The organism is Flavobacterium sp., from assembly GCF_043756175.1.
Lineage (GTDB): Bacteria > Bacteroidota > Bacteroidia > Flavobacteriales > Flavobacteriaceae > Flavobacterium.
The window spans coordinates 1-20358 of the sequence record NZ_JAYURN010000047.1 but is presented as its reverse complement, the minus strand read 5'-3'; the positions used below and the strand labels follow the sequence as shown (position 1 = coordinate 20358).

The following is a 20358-nucleotide window of genomic DNA, read 5'->3' as shown; positions in this document are numbered from 1 at the left end:
AAATCGCAATAGTAATAAAATCAACACTTCACAAAGAAATACATGTTTATATTTTTCCAAAATTTGGAAAAATACTTTTTTTTGGAATGATTTTAACTAAAAAATTCAGGCCTTCTTTTCTTTAAATGAAGTTTTTGAGTAGGAGTAAGGTGGGTACTATTTTTAAAAGAAATAGAAAATATAATCATTTGATAAAATAGAATTCCGTAATTACTTTCTCCAAAAATACCAAACTCTGTAAAAGAATTGATTAAAATAGGAATGAGAATCCCAATGAGCATCAGTTTCGTCTCTTTTTCTTCGGTAAAAAACGCTTTAACAGTAAAAAATATTTGAAATAGAGCAATCGTTAGTCCAATAAGTCCTAAGTTCATAAGTACTTGCATAAAAGTATTGTGTGTCATTTTGCCTGGATATGTATGTACGCTCTGAAAATATTCTTTGTAATCTATTCGCATATAACCAAAACCTAAAAGTGGTTCCCGAGGCAATCCTTCGTTGATTAATGCTTGCCAAAAAGGCAATCTTCCGGTAAGCGTTAGAATTTCTTCCATTCTTTTTTGATCACCACCTTTTAAGATGATTTCATTAATTGCAAAAGGCATTACTAACAAAACGCCTCCCATGATAGCCAATTTTAATCCCTGTTTTTTGGTTTGATTTATATGAAAAAATATGATAAGAAATGCGCCTATTAACGAAGAACGAGAACCTGTCATAAATAAGGCATAAAAAATAACAAGTATTTTTATAATGGTCCAAGTTTTGTTTTTAAATCGGTACAAATCGAATATTAGACAGGCAACCCCAACGCCAGCAAGCATTCCGAGTTCGTTTGGGTTCATTAAAGTTCCGCCAAGCCTGGCTTCTTCTCCGCCATTTGTTAATCTAAAAAAGACATCTGGACTGACCCAAAGACCAACAACAAAGACTAATTGTAAAACAAAAACAGTATTGCCTAACAAATGATACAATCGGATAGAATGACCTTCATAAAAAGTATCTAAAACCTTTAGACTTTTGATAAAAAAATAAGAAAACACAAAACTTTGAAATGTCATAAACCATTGCAAAGCACTAAAACCAGGATTTGTACTCCACATAAATGATAGTAATCCTAGAAACAAATAACCAATGTAAAACAAAGGAGAAAACGTGTTTTTATACCCCATTGTGTTTACGGCTCCATGATTAATTATTTTTTTGTAAATCAAAATTGACGATATCATCACCCCCATCCTACCTACTATTTTAATACCACGAGTAATATTTACATTTTCGCTCCAAGTAAAAAAGCAAGCAACCATCAACAGAAGAATGACAAACAAATAATTGTCTATTTTTTTAAGAAATGTATCATTATGATCTGTTTTTACAAAATTCATGATGTACTATATAATTTAGTATTAAACTCTTGAATGATTTTTGTCCAATTGAAATTTTCTTTCACCATTTTGATGGCGTTGTGACGAACTAAGGTAAAGTCTTCTTGTTTCTTCCAAATGGCAGCTAATTTTTCCATAGATTCTTCTAATTTATGGTGGCATTGTTCAAGAATCATTTCTCCTGCTTGGTACTGTTCTATTAAGTCGCCTATGTTTGTTGCATCGGTTACAATGCATGGTTTTCCGTAACTAGCCGCTTCAATTACCGAAGTGGGTAAGCCTTCATTTCTGGATGGATGAATAAAAATGTCCATTTGTTGCATTAAATCATCTTTTTCTTTTCCAAATTTTCCTCCAAAAAGAACGACATTGTTTTGCATGTTTTGTGCTACAAGCATAGCATGGAGTTTGGCTTTTTCTTGGCTATCTCCAATAATCCAAAGCTGCGCATTTGGATTTTGTTTTATAAATTTACCAAATGCTTTTATCAAAGTATCTAGTCCTTTGGTATAAATATCTAATCGACCAATAAAACCGAAAACGATATCTTTATTTGCTGAATTTCTAAAAGAGATTTCCTGATTATTTTCAAAACCATAAGGAACTAAAATTGTTTTTTCGTTTTTGTATAAATTTTGCAGTCCAATAATTTCACTTTTTCCAATACAATGAATTTTTGTAGCTTTACTTAAAAATTTTTTCTCGAATAATTGAAAATAGATCCTTTTTACCCAAAAATTTCTTTCCATAACAATTACATTATAAGCACCATGAGGCGTAAAGATATAAGCGATTTTATTTTTGTGGAGTAATTTTCCAATGGCATAAAATGTTGGAATCCAACCTCCATGGATATGAAAAATAGCTTTGCCTTTTTTCTCCAGCAGGGCTTTTTTTAATTCTTTAGAAAAAGCAAAAGGATTTCTTTTTTTTAAAAATAATTTGGTATCAAAATTACGATTGCCATAGTTGTTTTCAGTATCATTAGCAATGCCCCAAACGGAAATTTTTTTACCAAATTCTACTTGTTTAGTTGCTAATTGATATACTACTTTGTTTACACCATTCATCCTGTCTGGATTTGCTTTGCCTAATATTATGTGTATTATTTCCATAAGTAAAAATGATTTTTTTTGAGTTGGGTTTGCCAATACAGCATCATAATAATTTGATTGCAAATTAATCCAGAAACAGCACCATAAAGTCCCGCATATTTTAATAAAAAATGAAATGTAAGTACGGAAAATAGAAACGAAAACAAATAGCCAAAGAAAAAGACTTTGTTCAATACCATTATTCTTATAGCAATTCTAATTGGATAGCTCAAAAAAATAAAGAAGTATAAAACAGCTATTATTTTTACAACATATCCGTAAGTTTGATATTTTTCTCCACCAGTTAAAATTATTATTTCGGTTGAAAAAAAGAATAATACAGAAAGAATTACGCTAAATAAAAGAGCACCATAAAGACTAATTTCTAGTAAATAAGACTTTGCTTTTGATGCATTTTCATGATACAAAGCTGCTACTTTAGGTAAGAAAAAATTTTCTACAGATTGTAAAATGATATTTATTATTCCAAAAAGCGATTGTACTAATCTTAAGGCACCTAGTGCTTCTATGCCAAGATATATGCCCGAAACTAATACAAAGAAATTACTAGAACTCCATTGTAAAACGGCAACACTCAGCAACCATTTCCCTTGAGAAAAATGATCTTTTAAAAAAATCTTCCAAGAAAGAGGCTTCTCGTAATTATTTATAATAAATAGTAATCCGGGGATAGCAGAAACAAAATTGGCTAATCCAATGATCCAAAGTGCTAGATTCAAATTAACTTGAATAGTATAAAAATGAAATCCTAATAAGATTATTGTTAAGAACAATAAATCAATAATCAATACACTGCCAATATTGGCTATAGATAAAAAGAGTTTCCTGAAAAAATCTTGAAAAATATAACCTGTAATAAAACAAATTATAGGATTTGAATTTCCATTAAAGATATTTTCTGCAGGTAAAAAAAAGGAAAGAAGCTTCACTACAAACATAAAAAAAAACAATAAAGCCACTAACCCAAGAAATATAAATAAATAATATTCTCTTTTTTTTGAATTTTTTGAAATCGAAACTTGAAATGGTTGGATTAACAACGCATTTACAATACTCATTATTAAGTAGGTAATAAGAAGAATGGTAGAAAACAAGCCAAAGCTTTTTATTTCAAGTTGTTGTGCTAAAAAAAAAGTCAAGAAAAAATTGGTACCACTGTAAATAGCTTGGTCAAATAAAACCAAAACAGCTTGCGGAGCGACTCTTTTTTTGAGGTAAATCATCTTATGTTTTATTTATTTGTTCCAGATTTTTTTGGCTTCAAACAATAGACTTGGATTATAACCTACTTTGTTAAGTACAAACCAAACATTAGGCAATGCATATTCGTCTTTTAATAACTCGATTTTTATGATGTTTTTTTCGGCTGTTTTTCGACTATCCAGCACAATTAGATTCTGTGAAGCAAAACTCATAAAGACCAACCCTAATTTATCTTCGTTAATACTTTGATTGTGAATAACACAAATGTCATAATCTTTAATTTTTGTTTCAATTTCATTTAAGAAAATTGATTTGGTATACCGTAAAAATTCACTGCTAGCATAACTTTGATAGTCTTTTTTATCAACCAAACCGTCTAATTCATTCGTAATGTCTAATACTAAAACTTTTCTGCCTTGCGTGATAAAAGCTTCGATAAGATTTTTAGAATGAAAAAGATGATCGCTAGATTTGTCATAAGAACTGATAACTACAATGTTTTGTTTTTCGAGTAGTCCTTTCAATTCCATTTGTAATGCTTCTTTGAGAAAATTGTTTTTTATGCTATCCTTGTTTTTGAGAAAGGGTGTAGTGAATGCAATAGGGATAGTGCTGTTTTTTTCGATGGTAAAAGTGTCATTAACCTTAGCTTTTGCATAGTGTATAATATAAATTAATAGTATTGACCCAAGTAATCCTAAAAACGCGGAAACTATAATTATGATACTTCTTATTGGAGAAACAGGTGTTTTTGAAATTTCTGCTGGAGAAATTATTTTATGAAAAGCAATCTTGGCCGATTTAGCAATTTCGGCTTCAATTCTTTTCTCATTTAAAAAGTTATGATTTTTTTCGTACATACTAAATTCTCTATTCAGGATGTTCATTTTCTTTTCTTTTTCCGGTAAACCAATGAATACTTTTTGAGCTTCGGTGATGTCTCCCGATAGATCGTTGTATTTTACTTGAAGGTTTTTTTCGGTATTTTTGATACTTTCAATTTGGTAATCTGTAAGGTCTTTTAGTTTGGCATCAATAATTTTAACTTTTTCGTGTTGTGGGGTATAAGTTAATAACAAATCTTTTTTATCTGCTTGTAATTTCTTCATATTTTTAACCATTTCTGTAGAAAGCAGATCGGTAAATGCTTCAAAATTAGCAGCCAAATCCATATAATCATTTTTTCCAGATGCGATGTATTTATTTAAATCTTTAATCGCATCCAGATTCATTTTGATATTCGTTTGTTGAATTTTAAGTTGTGCAATTTTGCGCAAATCTGTTTCTGTTTCTTGAGGAATGTTGATAATATTTTTATCGTCTCTATAATTTTGAATGTTGTTTTCTGATTTCGCCAGTTTTTTATCGGAACCATTTATTTCTTTATTCAAAAAAGAAACGGTTGTGTTTGCTGCATTATATTTATTTTCAATATAATCTTTAATGTATATTTCAGTCAGTTTGTTTACAAACAATGCCGCTTTTTCAGGAACATTACTTTTCAGGTTAATTCGAATAACTGGAACATCTTTATCAACGGGGACAATGTCTAAATTTTTATTTATTTTGCTTAATAATTTTCGTTTGCTTAGAAATTCAAATTCGTAATTATCTATAATTTTCACTTCTTTTTTAGATTTTATAAATGCTTCATCAAGTGTGATTAAAAGTTTACCATTTTTTATTTCTAAAGGCTTTCCAAAAGTCCCTTTTATGTTATTCTCTTCATTTGGGTAAGAAAGTAAATAATTTTGGTTTGAAATTACCTGTAAAGAATACCGTTTGTCTAATCCTTTTTCTGAGCTAAAAGTACCTTCGATATGGATAGGCGAATTGTTAAATAATTCTACGGATAACATATCACCTTTTCTGTATATTTCTAAATCAAAAGGCAGTTCTAAAATGGCTTTTTCTAAAAGCATAGATGATTTTAGGACTTCAATTTCAGTCGATATTTTAATTGCTGAAGCAAAAACATCTAGATCTTTAAAAAGATTTGCTCCAGGAACCCCTTCATGAACATCGGCTAGTTTAAGCATCGCGGTACTTTCGTACATGGGAGTAACGTAATTCAAATATTTTTTTGCTGCCAAAACAGAAATAATCATTATGACAACGATGATGGGTAATCCTCTAAAAAGTGGCTTGAGTAATCTGAGATTTTCGTTCATGATACTAAGAAGAATTAAAACAATCCCATTATAATCGCAGCGGCGCTTATAGTAGTTGTTAGAGGAATAATAGTGGCAATACGTTTGTCAAATTCTTTGTTCTTTTTAGAAGGAACAATCACAATGTCTCCAGGATGCAATTGAATATTTGTATTTAAAATATCTACAGAATTTGTTAGATCAAGATTGGTGACTTTTACGTTTTCGCCTTCTTGACGAAGTATTTTAATAGCTTTCAAATTAGCATAAAAATCAAATCCGCCAGTTTTACTAATCATCTCGAGTAAATTATTGTAGTCTTTGTCTACCTGAATTGTATTAGGGTTTCTTACTTCACCTAGAATTGTAATTTCTTTATTTAACACCTTTACATCGACAACTGGATTAACCAACCATAGTTTTAATTCTTGTTTTATTTCTTGTTTTAATTCTGGAATAGTTTTATTCAGCACATTTTTAGTGCCAATTTTTGGTATTTCGATATTACCATTCGTATCTACTAGAAGCCATTTTCCGTACACTTCGTTAGAGTCATAAATGCCATAAACAGAACCGACACTTAAATTATCTTCACCCCAAACAGAGATTGAAATTTTGTCGTCTTTTCGTATTTTGTATTGATAATTTGCATCGTACTGAAAGTATTTTTTGTCATTAGTTTCTTTTTTTGAAACTAATAAATTTTGTGTCTTACAAGAGATTAGGACTATAATTGACAGTAATGCTATTATGTTTTTCATGTTTAAATAGTTTTTGAGCCTTTTTGAATTTTATATGAATGAAAGCAATCTTTGAATAAAACTTGGATTTGCTTTTTTTAGTTCTTCTTTTACTTGAATTATCTTATTAAGAATTGGGCTGATCTTTTCACAAACATCAGCATCTTTAATAATGTAATCAAAAGCACCATACTTTAGCGCATCAACAGCAGTTTTAATGTTTTCTTGAGCAGAAATCATGACTACATAAATATTAGGATTGTATCTTTTTATTTTTTTTAACACTTCAAACCCCGTGATATCATCCATGTTATGGTCGAGAAAAATAATATCTGGATTAAGGTCTAAATTACTCAGACAATCGTTTCCGTTATGGAAATAAGTAATATCAGTATAATTCATATTTGTTAGATGTTGTTCGTACAGATTAGCACAAAAAATATCATCATCTACTATAAAAAATTTGAATTGATTTTGATTTTCCATGTTTTTTTAAATTTATATCCAATTACTCTTTTGCTAAAGTCAAGCCAAAAAAATAACCCACTGTAAGTCAGTGAGTTAAATTTTTTAATTGTTTTATTTTTTCCATATATTGGAAAAAAATTCCATGAATTTTAAAAAATTATTTATTTAATTCATTTTCTTGTAATTGAATAATAACTTTCTCTAATGTCGTTTTGATGTTACCAAATAAATGAAGTATTTGGCTTTTATCTGAAGTTTTTTTTGCTATTTTTTCTAAAAGTTTTACATCTTCAATTATTGAAACAACTCCAATACCTTCAATGCTAGGTTTTATTTTATGAATTAATTTACTTACTTCTACAAAATCGTTAATTTTTAACGCTTGATTCATTTTATTAATGGTGTCTGCAGTTTGCGTTGTAAAAATGGTAATCATTTTTATTACAAAATCATGATTTCCACGACTTAAATTGTTTAAAGAGTTGAGGTTATATAAATTTTCGTCAATTGAAGGATTTGTGTTTGATATATCTGGATTTTTAAGTACCTGTTTTGCTATTGTTTCTATTAAAATGGTTTCATCAAAAGGTTTTGTAATATAATCATCCATTCCTGCTTCTTTGCATTTTTCTATTTCGGTTTTAAAAGCATTTGCAGTAAGTGCAATGATTGGTGTTAAGAGTTTATATTCATGTCTGATAATCTTAGTAGCTTCAATCCCATCCAATTCTGGCATTTGAATGTCCATTAAAATGATGTCGAAATTTTGTTTCTTAAGTAATTCTAGAGCTTCGATACCATTTTCGGCTTCAGTAACTTTACAGTTAAAATATTGTAAAGAATTTTGCACCATCATTCTGTTTATATCATTGTCTTCCACTAATAATATATGAATTCCATCAAGATTAGATTGTGGTTTTTTTAAATTTTTGGTTTCTATATTTTCGGCATTACCAATACTGAGGTTTAGAATAACATGCACTGAAGTTCCTATGTTTTTTTTACTCTCTACTTCAATTTGACCATTCATTAAATTTACTAATTCTTTTGTAATGGACATGCCAAGTCCAGTGCCTCCGTGTTTTCTGGTTATTTTCTTGTCCTCTTGTGAGAACTTTTTAAATAAAGACTCAACATAATTTTCATCCATTCCGATTCCAGTATCGACAACTGAAATTTTTATGTCTTGTGAAAATTTATAATTTTTAAGTAATTCACAACGAATTAAAACGGATCCTTCTTGAGTAAATTTTAATGAATTGCCAATTAAATTAAATAGAATCTGTTCTATTCTTAATGAGTCTCCTTTTAAAACAGGTGCGATTTCAGAGCTAAAATTCATTTCTATTTTCAGATCTCTGTTATCCTCTTTTGGCTGTAAAACGGTTATAACATTAGAGATAGATTTTTGTAATATAAAATCTTCTTTTTCTAGTGACATCTCACCAGCTTCTATTTTTGAGATGTCTAAAATGTTATTTATAATGGCGAGTAAATGTTTAGAGGCAATTGAAATATTTTCTGTATATTTTTTTTGTAAAACAGTTAGCTCTTGCTTGCTTAATTCTCTAAGAAAACCTATAATTGCATTGAGTGGAGTTCTTATTTCATGACTCATATTGGCTAAAAAGACTTCTTTAGCTTTTGATGCTTCTTCGGCCTTTATCTTTTCTTTTTCTAGTTCAATTTCTAATTTTTTTTGTTCTGTAATGTCAAGAATTATCCCTATCGAACCTACTAATTTTCTTTGGTCATCAAAATTAGGAGCACCACTTACTGCCCACCATTTTAACTCGCCACGTTTGTTTTTTATTGAAATTTGGTAATTATCTGAAATTCCTCGAGCTCTTAATTTATTTTTTGATTTTAGAACATCAAAATTTTCGCCAAAAACAAACATTTCTAATGGATTTGTGTCTAATAATTCTGTAATTTCATAACCAGAAATGGTTTCAAAACTTTGATTAGCAAATACTATTTTCTCATTATTATCTACCTCTAATAGTCCTAGATTCATATTAGAAATAATATTTCGAAATTTTTCTTCTTGAAATTTTAATTTTTCTTCTGTTTTTTTTCTTTCGGAAATGTCTTGAATAAATGAGCAAAAGAAAATTTCTTCATTTTGTTTTATGGGTATAATCGAAATTTCTACAGGAAATTCCTTCCCTTCTTTATTTAAAGCAGTAAGCTCTATTTGCTTGTTTAAAACAGGGCCTTCTCTGGATAAGAGATAGTGTTTCATGCCTTCAGAGTGGCCTTTTTTATGCTCTTTTGGAATGATTGTATCTGCCAATGTTTTGCCAATTACTTCTTCTTTTTTCCAACCAAAGATAGTTTCAGCCTGATCATTCCAAAAAGTGATTTCCTCTTTTTTATTAATTGTAATAATAGCATTAAGTGAAGCGTTCATAATCAATCGATTGCGCTCTTCACTTTGTGTTAGCAACCTTTCAGCTTTTTTTTGTTCGGTTATATCACGGGCAATTGCGTAGAGTTTTCCGTTGACAGGATTGGGGGTTGTGTTCCAATCAAACCATAAATAATCCCCATCTTTTTTACGATACCTGTTCTCAAAATTTATAGTTTTAGCACCGTTTTGCAGTTTCTCAATTTCTTTTAGGGTTAGATTAATATCATCAGGATGTATGAAACTTAGAAATTGACTTTCGAGCAATTCTTTTTCAGTATAACCCAATATCTTTTCAAAATTTGCATTAATGACTTCGAAATAACCCTGCACATTTGCAATGCATGAAAAGTTAGCTGTGTTGTAAAAAAAATGTTTGTATTCCGTTAGTAATTCTTCTGCTTTCTTTCGTTCGGTTATATCACGGGCAATTGCGTAAAGTTCTCCGGTAATTTCATCAGGATTAGCAACCCAGTTCATTGACAGGTAATTGCCATTTTTTGTTATAAACCGATTTTCGAAGCTTATCGTTTTTTCTCCTGTTGCTAGTTTTTTAATTTCATTAGATGTGATAGTAACATCATCAGGATGAATGAAATCATAAAACGGTTTTGCAAGCAATTCTTCTATTGTCCAACCTAAAGATAATGTAAATGCAGGGTTGATTTTTTTGAAATATCCATCAGTAGCAGCCACGAATATCAGATCAATTGAAAGGTCGAACATTTTTTCTAATTTATCCTTTTCAGCATTTTTTTTTCTCGATACAATTTGTGAAACTACTTCATTTGCTAAGAGTGTCAATGCCCGCCTTTGTTCGGCAGTTAATTTTCTAGTTTCTCTATCAATTACACAAAGAGTACCAAGCGCATAGCCATCGGGATCAATTAATGGATAACCTGCATAGAATCGGATACTGGGTTGGTCTGTTACTAAAGGGTTGCTTATAAAACGTTCATCCTTTGTTGCATCTTCAATTTCAAAAAGGGATTCACCATTAATTGCATATTGGCAAAACGAAATATCTCTAGGTGTTTCCGTTGTATCCAAACCAATTTTAGATTTAAACCACTGCCTTTCATTGTCAATTAAAGTAATTAGTGCAATGGGAACTCCGCATATAATTGACGCTAATTGTGTGAGACGATCGAATTCGTCTTCTGGTAAAGTATCAAGAATATTGTATCGAGCCAAAGCATCTAAACGAGATACTTCATTTTGTGGTATCGGGAGATATTTATTCATTATATTTAAAAGAAGTTGAATTCATACGTTTATTTGTCGTTTTCAGAAGATTGGATTAAGTTATAAATGGTTGATTTTCCAATGTCCAGTTTTTTTGCTGTTTTTAAAACATCATTATCGTTTTTCTTTAAATGATGGAGAATGATTTCAGCAGTATATTCTTTTAAAGTCTTTATTTCTGAAAGGAAAAAACTAGTGTCATTTATAGACGTAAATGTTAAATCATTTGCTAGAATTTCTTTCCCGTCACTCATCACACAAGCTAAATCGATCACGGATTTTAATTCTCTAATATTTCCAGGAAAAGGATATTTGTTAAGTTTCTCTTTGGCTTCTTTTGACAATGAAATCGTCTTTATTTTATTTTCTTTTGTGAACAAATCAATAAAATATTTGGCTAAAAGTAACGTGTCATTCCCACGTTCCCGTAATGGTGGTAGTTCTATTGGTAAACCAATAATTCGGTAGTACAAATCCTCTCTAAAAGCACCTTTTTTCACTTCTTGAGCAAGGTCTTTATGAGTAGCGATAATCAATCTGGCGTTAAATTTAATAATTTCATTACCACCTAGTCTAATAACTTCTCTTTCTTGTAAAACTCGTAGTAATTTACTTTGTAGATTCAAATCTAATTCAGCTATTTCATCAAGAAAAATAGTACCTCCATCTGCTTGTTCGAATTTGCCTATTTTTCTGCTATCAGCGCCGGTAAAAGCACCTTTTTCGTGACCAAAAAATTCGCTTTCTATTAATTCTTTTGGGATAGCAGCCATATTTACGGCCACAAAAGGTTTGTTTCTTCTATCAGAATTATAATGAATGGCTTTTGCAACGACTTCTTTACCAGTTCCAGTTTCACCATTAATGGAAACATTAATATTTGTATTTAAGGCTTTATTAATTTTAAGAAACACATTTTTAATGGCGTCATTTTGCCCTATGATTGTTTTTTCAAAACTAAATTTTTGTTCTAGCTTTTCTTTTAACTCTTCAACTTCTTGAACTAAATTGAGATTTTCCCTGATTTTTATGATTGAATTCCAAAGTAAATCTTTTGTGTGATTATTTTTTACAATATAATCTTTAGCCCCTGATTTCAAAAAATCTACAGCAATTTCAATTTCTTCTTGACCACTTATAATAATTATAGGGATAGCATTATTGGTTTTTTGAATTTTTTTTAGAAGTTTATCCCCTGACATGTCAGGTAAGCCAAAGTCTAAGCATATAATGTCTGGTTTTTTGTGTAAATTTTCAAGACATTCTTTTCCAGTCTGAAAAAGGAATATTTCATAGTCAGAATTTAAACTCAAATAATATTTAAGTGACTGACCAAAAAAGGGGTCATCTTCTATTAAAAAAATTTTAACATGAGTCATCCTTTTTATTTTTTTGTATTATTTCTTTTTTTAAGATTAACTAACATTAAGATGTGATTTGTAAAATTCGCGTTTATATAAGTAATTTTGATATGGTTTTTCCGTAGTTTTTGTTAAAATAATTCTGTGCTTTAAATGAAATTGGCGATTTTTTTTGTTTTATGACATTATGCTTTACTAAATTTTATAACTGAAATTCAAAAATTAGGCATTACTTTTGTACAGGAATTTAAAAATCAGTAACAAAGTTGTTTAGCACAAAAAAAAATGAAAGAACAAATAAAAAGTTTTTTAAACGAAGATCAAGATCCTAAAGCCATAGAGAAAATTACAGCTAAACTAGAAGCTTTAGTAATGAAAAATGAAGAGATTGGATACATTGGGGTTCAAAAAAAACCTGCAATCACTGTTTTTCCGGATAGTATTGTACTAACAAACAAAAGAATTATCATGTGCAAGCCCAAAAATTTAGGATTATCTATGGATATTATTGACTATGATTGGGAAGATATTGCGGGTGCTTTTGTAAAAGAAAATATTTTAGGTTCTGAATTTTCTTTTTCGACTAAAACGGAATTGGTTATTAGCATCGATTATATTCCTAAAAACCAAGCTCGAAAATTGCACACTTTTGCAAAAGAACAAATGGATTTACTAAAAAACCCTGTCGTTATTGCGCCAATTCTTGAAGAAGTTGCCGAAGAAGAATCTATTCCTGTTTTAGATACAATTCCGTATGAAGAAGAAATTATTGAGGAAATTGAAACGGAAGAAGTAACTAATTTCGCGGAAATTATGCCAGTGATACCAACGTTTTCTGAGTCAGTTTCCAATTCAGTAAACACGACATCTGCATCTGAAAAAAAACTAGCTGATTTGTCGCAAGACGAATTATTTGAAAAGCTACAGAACTATAAAAAACTCCTTGACAATGGATTAATCATGCAAGGAGAATACGATACTTATAAAAAAGAGATTTTAAGTTATATGTAAAAATAAATTAACCTATAAAAAAAATGCCGAAAATTAGTTTTCGGCATTTTTTTATGAAATCACATTACGCTTTTTTGTTTTTCTACATAACTATCGGATTGTAATTTTAGTAGTTCGATAGCTCCTTTTTTCTTGTATTCGTAAAGGTCTTTTTCTTCTTTTATATCGGCATAAATTTTATCATAAATCGAAGCATCAGTTTGTTTTTGAAGATTTCGTTGGTGATTATTTTGTTCGATATGTGTTTTTAGCGCCGTTTCATTATCTTCTAATTTATAATCATATTCTCCTTTTGGAGATAACATTTTAGCAATAATTGGCGAAGTTTCAATTGCTAAAAATAATAGCATAATAAAAAATGAAGGAAGCGATGGTAGTTTTCCTAACGCATTTATTCGAGCCATCAATCCGTCAAAACTATCAATAATAGGTTGATTTTCAGTTACTTTTTTGTCTAAATCAGCTTGAAGGGTTTTGGCTTTTTTTTCTTTTTCGGCAATTTTTGCTAAGTTGGTTTTTTGTAAAGTATTTAATTCTTTTTTTGCTAAATCATGCTTGGCAATTTTTTCTTTAAAAACTGGGCCTTTCCCTAATTTCTTTGTGCCAGCAGTTCCTTCCGCTTCTGTAATATAAGTTTCGTAATAAGTATTTACTTCTTTTTCTTTTTTAGAAAGTTGAGATTTTAAACTATCTATTTCGGCTTTGTTTTTATCCAAATCAGATTTAAAATAATCTGAAACCTGCTTTTTATTATACATTGCCAATTGATTTTTCTCTTTGAGTAAAACGGTATTGATTTCTTTTTCGAAAATTTTAATTTCTAATGGTTTCGAAATTACGATGGCGATAATCATCGCCAAAATGATTCTTGGCGTTGCTTGCAGAAATTCGTTCCACAACCGGTCACGTTTTCTAATAGTAGAAACAATAAATCGGTCGAGATTAAAAATAAGTAAAGCCCATACAATTCCGAAAGAAACGGAAGGATAAATGCTGTCGAAAACAGTAAAAAGCGCATAACTGCTGGCAGTAAATGCCATAATTGCGGTAAAGAAAACCGTGGCTCCAATACCAACATACTTGGTTTGTTCGCCTTCAGAACAAGAGGAAAGTAAATCCTCATCTGCGCCGGAACACAGAATAAAAAAACGTTTTAACATGATTGATTGTGATTTGATTGATGATGTACAAATTTAACGCCAAAAATCTAAATTCAGTATAAAACGTTGATTTATTTTAAGTTAAATAAAATATAATTTTGAAATTGCGAATAAATAATCAAATATAGTCTCTGAATTTTTTATGTTTTATTTCATATCAATTGTCATTTTTTCGCCTGTAATGAGTTCCAATGCCCAATCGGAAGAATTAATTGCTCCTTCTATAAACCCCGTATAGTCAGAATAAGCTTCTCCAATAATATGTACATTTTTATTTTTCGAATCGTTTAATGAAAATGCTTTAAATAGCTCTTGTATTTCCCAAGACTTTACACCTGGTCGCCAACAATGATTGCCCGCTCCATAAGGTGCGCAAGACCAATCACGAATGCCGTAAGAAACAATCGAAGCTTCAATGTCAATATTGATTTCGTCTAAAGTCATATTAGAATACTTAAACAACGCTTCTCTTGTTAAATGTAAACCTGAAGAAGTCATGGCTTCATTTCCTTGTAACGAACGATAAACATCTTTGGACATAAAGTTGGCAAATTGCTGTTTGATTTCATCATTATTATTAACCTCGGCTAAATGATGCAGGCTGCTGTCCTGAATGTAATAGTTCCAAAATTCGGTTGCTGGTTTGTCAGTGTACAATAAAATCATACCGTAGCCATCAAAATCATCTGTTTTTGAACGTCGGAAATAATGAATTTCTCGAGTAGGCATTCTATTGGCTCTGGCTTGTGGCGATTGGTCATATTTCCACCAAGGTTGGTTCATAATAAAAAACACTTTAGTCATCGCAAAACCATTAACTGAATCTAATTGAGAGCTGATTGAATCGGGTAAAGAGGACGCCAATTGTTTTAATGGATATTGAGGCATTGCCAATAATAAATGATCGGCAAAAATGATTTTTTCATTTCCATCGTGAAGATAGAGTGCTTCAATTTGAGTACTTGTTTGGTTTTTGAATGAAATTAATTTAGCATTGTTAATCAATGTTACATTGGCTCTACTTTGAAGCCTAAGAATCATCTGATTTGTGATTTCATTCGAACCTTTTTTGATGGTTGATAAGATCTGTCCTTCAGTTTTGAAAGCACGCAACCACCAAATTACCCATTCAATAGCATTTAAGTTGTCAGGAATCATATGATAGAAAGTTCCAGTATCTCGAATTTTCATCAATGCTTGATGAGATAAAATTCCGTCTTCGCTCAAAGCATTCCAGAAACCCATTTTCCACATGAGTTTTTCATTAAGTTTTGATTCTTTTCGCATCATACGAAAATCATCTTCTGTCAAACTATCAATCCAATTTTGGCAACCATAATCTAGCGGACTGTTAAGTGATTTTCCCATCATAAGCAAAATCCCTCTTCGCAATAAATCCAAAGCATCAAGATTTTGTTCTTGCAATGGTAGGTCATACTGAGGAAAAGGAGACGGATTTGCTTTTGGTCCGTTGAATGGAATGAGTTCAATTTTTAAATCGTCAATTAATTTTCCGAATTTAGGTTGTAATTGCGTTTCAAAACGCATTGGTCCCCATTCGGCAACAAATTCATCTAAAATTGTAGTTTCTATACGGCCACCCCAATGGTTTGGAGCTGCTTCAATAATGGTTACATTGTGACCTCTTTGACTTAATTGTAGCGCGCTGTAAAGTCCAGAAATTCCGCCACCAGCAATCAAAATATTCTTTTTCATTTGTGTTGTTTTCAAAGCGTAAACTTAAAAAAATATAGTCAAATGAATACAGAAAATGACATTAGTTTTTTATTTACTGCAAACAAAAACAAAGGCTGGTGGTAAATTTAAAAAAGTAAAGCTAATTTTCACTTTAGAAAACAGAAGCTTTAATTTTGAAAGTGCGTTTAAAGAATATTGAAACTGAATAAATTTTCCTTTTTCTGATAAAACTTCAAACGAATTTTTTAAAATATTGTCTACAACTACATCTGGAATCATAGCAAAAGGTAAAGAAGAAATAATGTAATCCGCTTTTTTCTGATTGTGTAAAAGTAGATAATGGTCTATCTTTTCGGCACTATCATTTATAACAATCAATCGAGAATCATTAATTTTCATTAATTCATCATGAAATGTAGGATTGATTTCGAATGTTAATAATATAGCATTCGAATTCATGTTTTCTAATAATTTATGTGTAAAGACGCCTGTTCCTGGACCAAATTCGACAATGCAATTTGCAGTATCAAAATGAATTGGCTTTAGCATTTTTTTTGCAAGAAAAGAGGAACTTGGCGACAAAGCACCGATGGTTCCTCCTGATTTGAAAACTTCTGAAATAAACTTTTTTTTGCTCAAAGTGTTTTGTAATTATTTACTTAATTCTACAAAATACTTGTAAAATAATGGAATCGTTTCAATCCCTTTTAGGTAATTAAAAATTCCGAAATGTTCGTTTGGCGAATGAATCGCATCACTATCTAAACCAAATCCCATTAGTATTGTTTTGCTTTTTAGTTCTTTTTCGAACAAAGCTACAATAGGAATGCTTCCTCCAGAACGAACTGGAATTGCTGGAACTCCAAAAGTTTCAGTATAAGCCATATTTGCTGCTTTGTAACCAATGCTATCTATTGGTGTTACATAACCTTGACCGCCATGATGCGGTTTTACTTTGACAGTAACTCCTGATGGAGCAATGCTTTCAAAATGTTTGGTAAATAATTCTGTAATGTGCTCCCAATCTTGGTTAGGAACCAATCGCATAGATATTTTTGCAAAAGCTTGGCTGGCAATAACTGTTTTTGCTCCTTCTCCCGTATATCCACCCCAAATTCCGTTCACGTCTAATGTCGGGCGAATAGAGTTTCTTTCGTTGGTAACATATCCTTTTTCTCCGTAAATATCATTTAAGGCAAGTGCTTTCTTGTAATTATCTAAATTGAATGGTGCTTTTGCCATTTCGGCTCTTTCTTCAAGAGATAATTCTTCTACATTATCATAAAAACCAGGAATTGTAATGTGGTTGTTTTCATCATGAAGCGAAGCAATCATTTTTGCTAAAACATTGATAGGATTAGCTACTGCGCCACCATATAAACCAGAATGTAAATCTCTATTTGGACCTGTAACTTCTACTTCAACATAACTCAATCCACGTAAACCTGTTGTGATTGATGGCTGTTGATTAGAAATCATTCCTGTATCTGAAATTAGGATTACATCACATGCTAATTTTTCTTGGTTGCGTTCTACAAACCAAGAAAGTGATTTAGAACCTACTTCTTCTTCACCTTCAATCATAAATTTGACGTTGCAAGGCAAGTTATTATTGGCAATCATGTATTCGAAAGCCTTAACGTGCATGTACATTTGTCCTTTGTCGTCGCAAGATCCGCGAGCAAAAATCGCACCTTCTGGGTGAATTTCGGTTGTTTTAATTACTGGTTCAAAAGGAGGAGATGTCCATAATTCGATTGGATCGGCTGGTTGCACATCATAATGTCCGTAAACTAAAACGGTTGGTAAGTTTTTATCGATAATGTGTTCGCCAAAAACGATTGGGTAACCTGGTGTTTCGCAGATTTCGACAAAATTACAACCTGCTTTTTCGAGGCTTGTTTTTACTACTTCGGAAGTTCTGATAACATCTTTAGAATAAGCAGCATCGGCACTTACAGATGGAATTTTTAATAATTCGATTAATTCGTCTATGAAACGTTGTTTGTTTTCTTGTACGTATTGTTTTATAGTATTCATTCTTTAATTAATTGAAATTGGAGATTTAAAATTAAAATTCTAAAAATCAATGATTTAAATATTAGGTCTTGTGTTGGTAATTGATTTTTAGTATTATCTATCAAAAATACAATAAAAAAATTCATAATTCATAATTCAATATTCAAAATTATGTTTATATTTGCACTCACAAATTTCGCGGATATGGTGAAATTGGTAGACATGCCAGACTTAGGATCTGGTGCCGCAAGGCGTGTAGGTTCGAGTCCTATTATCCGCACAAAAAAAGCTTCTCAAATAGAGAAGCTTTTTTGTTTTGCAACCCTCGCAGGGTTCAAAACCCTGCGAGGGCTAAATTACAAAACCCTGAGAGGGTTAAAGGTCTAAATTTCAATTATCAAATCATTAATTTCATTCGTGTTTTGTTGCTGATTGTGATAGTAAATAAAATTTTCTTGATCACCAAATAATGCAACTACTTCATTTCTTTTTAGCATAGTTGGTTTGTTGGAAACTATTGTTTCATAAGACGACCAAGGATATAAATTCATTTGTTTAACAAAGCCGTGATGAACAGGATTATTATGGATATAAAAAATGAGTTGTTGAAAATACTTTTCTGAGGTAACTAATTTGCGTTCAAAGTTTTTTTCGAACAAACTTCCCGTTCTATGGTGTCGTTTGTTGATCGCTTGAGTATAGGAATTAAAAAAATGCGAAAACTGTCTCGATGCTTCAATAACCTTAGGTTTTTCGGTAGTGCTGTAAGTTAGTTCACTCTCTACAATTTCGGATTTATCTTTTATTCTTACTAAGATATGAAAATGATTTTTCAGCAAACACCAAGCGTACGTTTCGGCAATAGGTTCGATATATTTCGCGTACAAACGTAGAAAATGGTAATAGTTTTCGGTTTCTAAAAACACATCTATTCCGTTATTTCCTCTATTGTATATGTGGTAATAGCTTCCGTGAGTAAGAGGAACTTTTGCTTCCATTTTTTTATTTCTTAACTTTTCAACCCTCGCAGGGTTTTGAACCCTGCGAGGGATAATTTTTTCCAACCCTTCGAGGGTTTTTATTCTTCGACTTTTTAACTTTTTCAACCCTCGCAGGGTTTAAAACCCTGCGAGGGCTAATTTTCCCAACTGGTTCTAATTTTCTACAATTTTTATTTCATCTGGTGTTAACCCATACAACTCATAAACCATACTATCAATAGCTTTGTCGGTGGTGGTTATTTGGGTTTTTATTGCGTTTACTTTGGTGGCTTCGGTGGTAAAATACTCTTCCCACTCGGCTTCTTGCGAAAGCGATAGTTTTATTTTTTGTTTGCCCAGTTCTTTTATAAAATCGCCATACGATAACAAATACCAATCTTGTAGTTTTTTGGGTAAACTGGCTAACTCGAACTTGCGTTGTATCGTTCGTTGAAACTTTTGCGATTGTTCTTGTAAGTCTTTGTTTAATGACAACATTAAATCGGCTTTCTCTATGAATGGTTGTTGGTTAAAATCTTTTGGGATTGGAATTCTATTAGTTATCGAATTATCGAAATGCATTGTTCTTATTGCTCTTGCGAAAATAAAACGATAACAATACCAGTTGATTAATTTTGAATTAAACAAACTCCAAAATATTTTGGCATTATATTTATCATCAAAAGTAATTTGATTTACTGTATCTACAATTGCAAAATTATTTTGTTCTGGAACACAAGCCGTAATTTTAATATGGTCTGTTGGATTTTCAATATGAGCTACTAAATTTTGAACTAAAATTGAATTTTTATTTATAAAACATTTTGCATCATTTTCAATTTGTGAAATTTCAATTTTTCCTTTGATGCCAACGATACCATTTCTTTGAATTTCTGCACCACCAAGAACATCAATATTACCAATTTCGGATATTTTATTTTGAAAAATTCCTCCACGAGAATTTTTCGCAATGTCTTTGATGTAAAAATTTGATTTTTTTACTTTTAAACCAATATTTAATTCACTATTTGAAATATCATTTAGATAGAATCCAAATTCGCTGAAATTATCTTTATTAATATTACCAATTATTAATATGTCTTGACCTTTTAGCTTGCCTGTTTTGTATGTTGTTATTTTCTTGTTTTTAGTAAAAAAGAAAATAATTTGTTCTAACAAAACTTCTTTCCATACTTTTTTACAATCAATAATTTCAGAAATATCATCAAAAACATATTCACGAATTGCTTCATAATTAGATGAAAATGTAAATGATTTTGGAATGATAAAACCAAATTCACCTTTATTCTTCAGTAAGGTATCATAACATAATTTTGTAAATGAAATAACTGTTTCTGAACCTCCTTTTATGTATTTTTTATTTAAATAATTTTGGGTTTCAGAATCTAATTT

General features: G+C 30.7%; 14 protein-coding genes, 1 tRNA gene and 1 pseudogene. 2 read left to right on the top strand and 14 right to left on the bottom strand.

Annotated features, from left to right (window positions below; translation table 11 throughout):
• Positions 1-92: 92 nt before the first annotated feature.
• From ACH2BP_RS02895 to ACH2BP_RS02860, 8 genes are all read right to left on the bottom strand, one after another.
• Complete coding sequence (locus ACH2BP_RS02895; protein WP_395056828.1) at positions 93-1385, bottom strand: O-antigen ligase family protein; 1293 nt, start codon at positions 1383-1385, stop codon at positions 93-95.
• Entirely contained in the window at positions 1382-2500 is a 1119-nt protein-coding gene (locus ACH2BP_RS02890) for a glycosyltransferase family 4 protein (RefSeq protein WP_395056826.1), read from the bottom strand. Before ACH2BP_RS02890 ends, ACH2BP_RS02895 begins: the two co-directional genes overlap by 4 nt.
• On the bottom strand, positions 2491-3723 hold the full coding sequence (locus ACH2BP_RS02885; protein ID WP_395056824.1) for a lipopolysaccharide biosynthesis protein: 1233 nt from the start codon (positions 3721-3723) through the stop codon (positions 2491-2493). Before ACH2BP_RS02885 ends, ACH2BP_RS02890 begins: the two co-directional genes overlap by 10 nt.
• Positions 3724-3735: 12 nt before the next feature.
• A complete protein-coding gene (locus ACH2BP_RS02880) occupies positions 3736-5874 on the bottom strand; it encodes a Wzz/FepE/Etk N-terminal domain-containing protein (RefSeq protein ID WP_395056822.1) in 2139 nt (712 codons plus the stop codon).
• A 14-nt stretch (positions 5875-5888) separates the two neighbouring features.
• Positions 5889-6614 carry a polysaccharide biosynthesis/export family protein gene (locus tag ACH2BP_RS02875; RefSeq protein WP_395056820.1) on the bottom strand — a complete coding sequence of 242 codons (726 nt, stop codon included), beginning with the start codon at positions 6612-6614 and terminating at the stop codon, positions 5889-5891.
• Positions 6615-6644: 30 nt separating this feature from the next.
• Positions 6645-7079, bottom strand: coding sequence for a response regulator (locus ACH2BP_RS02870; RefSeq protein ID WP_395056818.1), 435 nt, complete (start codon positions 7077-7079; stop codon positions 6645-6647).
• 139 nt (positions 7080-7218) lie between these two features.
• The gene (locus tag ACH2BP_RS02865; RefSeq protein WP_395056816.1) at positions 7219-10716 is read right to left on the bottom strand and encodes a PAS domain S-box protein; all 3498 of its coding nucleotides are present in this window, start codon (positions 10714-10716) and stop codon (positions 7219-7221) included.
• A gap of 29 nt (positions 10717-10745) precedes the next feature.
• Positions 10746-12095 (bottom strand): sigma-54-dependent transcriptional regulator, encoded by a 1350-nt coding sequence (locus tag ACH2BP_RS02860; RefSeq protein ID WP_395056814.1) that lies wholly within the window; start codon positions 12093-12095, stop codon positions 10746-10748.
• 267 nt (positions 12096-12362) lie between these two features.
• On the opposite strand from ACH2BP_RS02860, the gene ACH2BP_RS02855 reads away from it, so the two are divergent.
• Positions 12363-13088, top strand: coding sequence for a PH domain-containing protein (locus tag ACH2BP_RS02855; protein ID WP_395056812.1), 726 nt, complete (start codon positions 12363-12365; stop codon positions 13086-13088).
• A 59-nt stretch (positions 13089-13147) separates the two neighbouring features.
• Here the strand turns inward: ACH2BP_RS02855 and ACH2BP_RS02850 are convergent, their stop codons facing one another.
• From ACH2BP_RS02850 to ACH2BP_RS02835, 4 genes are all read right to left on the bottom strand, one after another.
• Positions 13148-14248 (bottom strand): DUF4407 domain-containing protein, encoded by a 1101-nt coding sequence (locus tag ACH2BP_RS02850; protein WP_395056810.1) that lies wholly within the window; start codon positions 14246-14248, stop codon positions 13148-13150.
• Positions 14249-14395: 147 nt separating this feature from the next.
• Entirely contained in the window at positions 14396-15964 is a 1569-nt protein-coding gene (locus ACH2BP_RS02845; RefSeq protein WP_395056808.1) for a flavin monoamine oxidase family protein, read from the bottom strand.
• A 69-nt stretch (positions 15965-16033) separates the two neighbouring features.
• A complete protein-coding gene (locus tag ACH2BP_RS02840; RefSeq protein WP_395056806.1) occupies positions 16034-16585 on the bottom strand; it encodes a class I SAM-dependent methyltransferase in 552 nt (183 codons plus the stop codon).
• A 12-nt stretch (positions 16586-16597) separates the two neighbouring features.
• Positions 16598-17986: a dipeptidase gene (locus ACH2BP_RS02835; RefSeq protein ID WP_395056804.1), complete on the bottom strand. Its 1389-nt coding sequence runs from the start codon at positions 17984-17986 to the stop codon at positions 16598-16600.
• A gap of 177 nt (positions 17987-18163) precedes the next feature.
• On the opposite strand from ACH2BP_RS02835, the gene ACH2BP_RS02830 reads away from it, so the two are divergent.
• Positions 18164-18245, top strand: a tRNA-Leu gene (locus ACH2BP_RS02830).
• 103 nt (positions 18246-18348) lie between these two features.
• Here ACH2BP_RS02830 and ACH2BP_RS02825 read toward each other — a convergent pair.
• Positions 18349-18963, bottom strand: a complete 615-nt coding sequence (locus ACH2BP_RS02825; RefSeq protein WP_395056802.1) for a transposase — start codon at positions 18961-18963, stop codon at positions 18349-18351.
• A gap of 156 nt (positions 18964-19119) precedes the next feature.
• Positions 19120-20358: pseudogene (locus ACH2BP_RS02820) on the bottom strand (hypothetical protein); the annotation flags it as partial.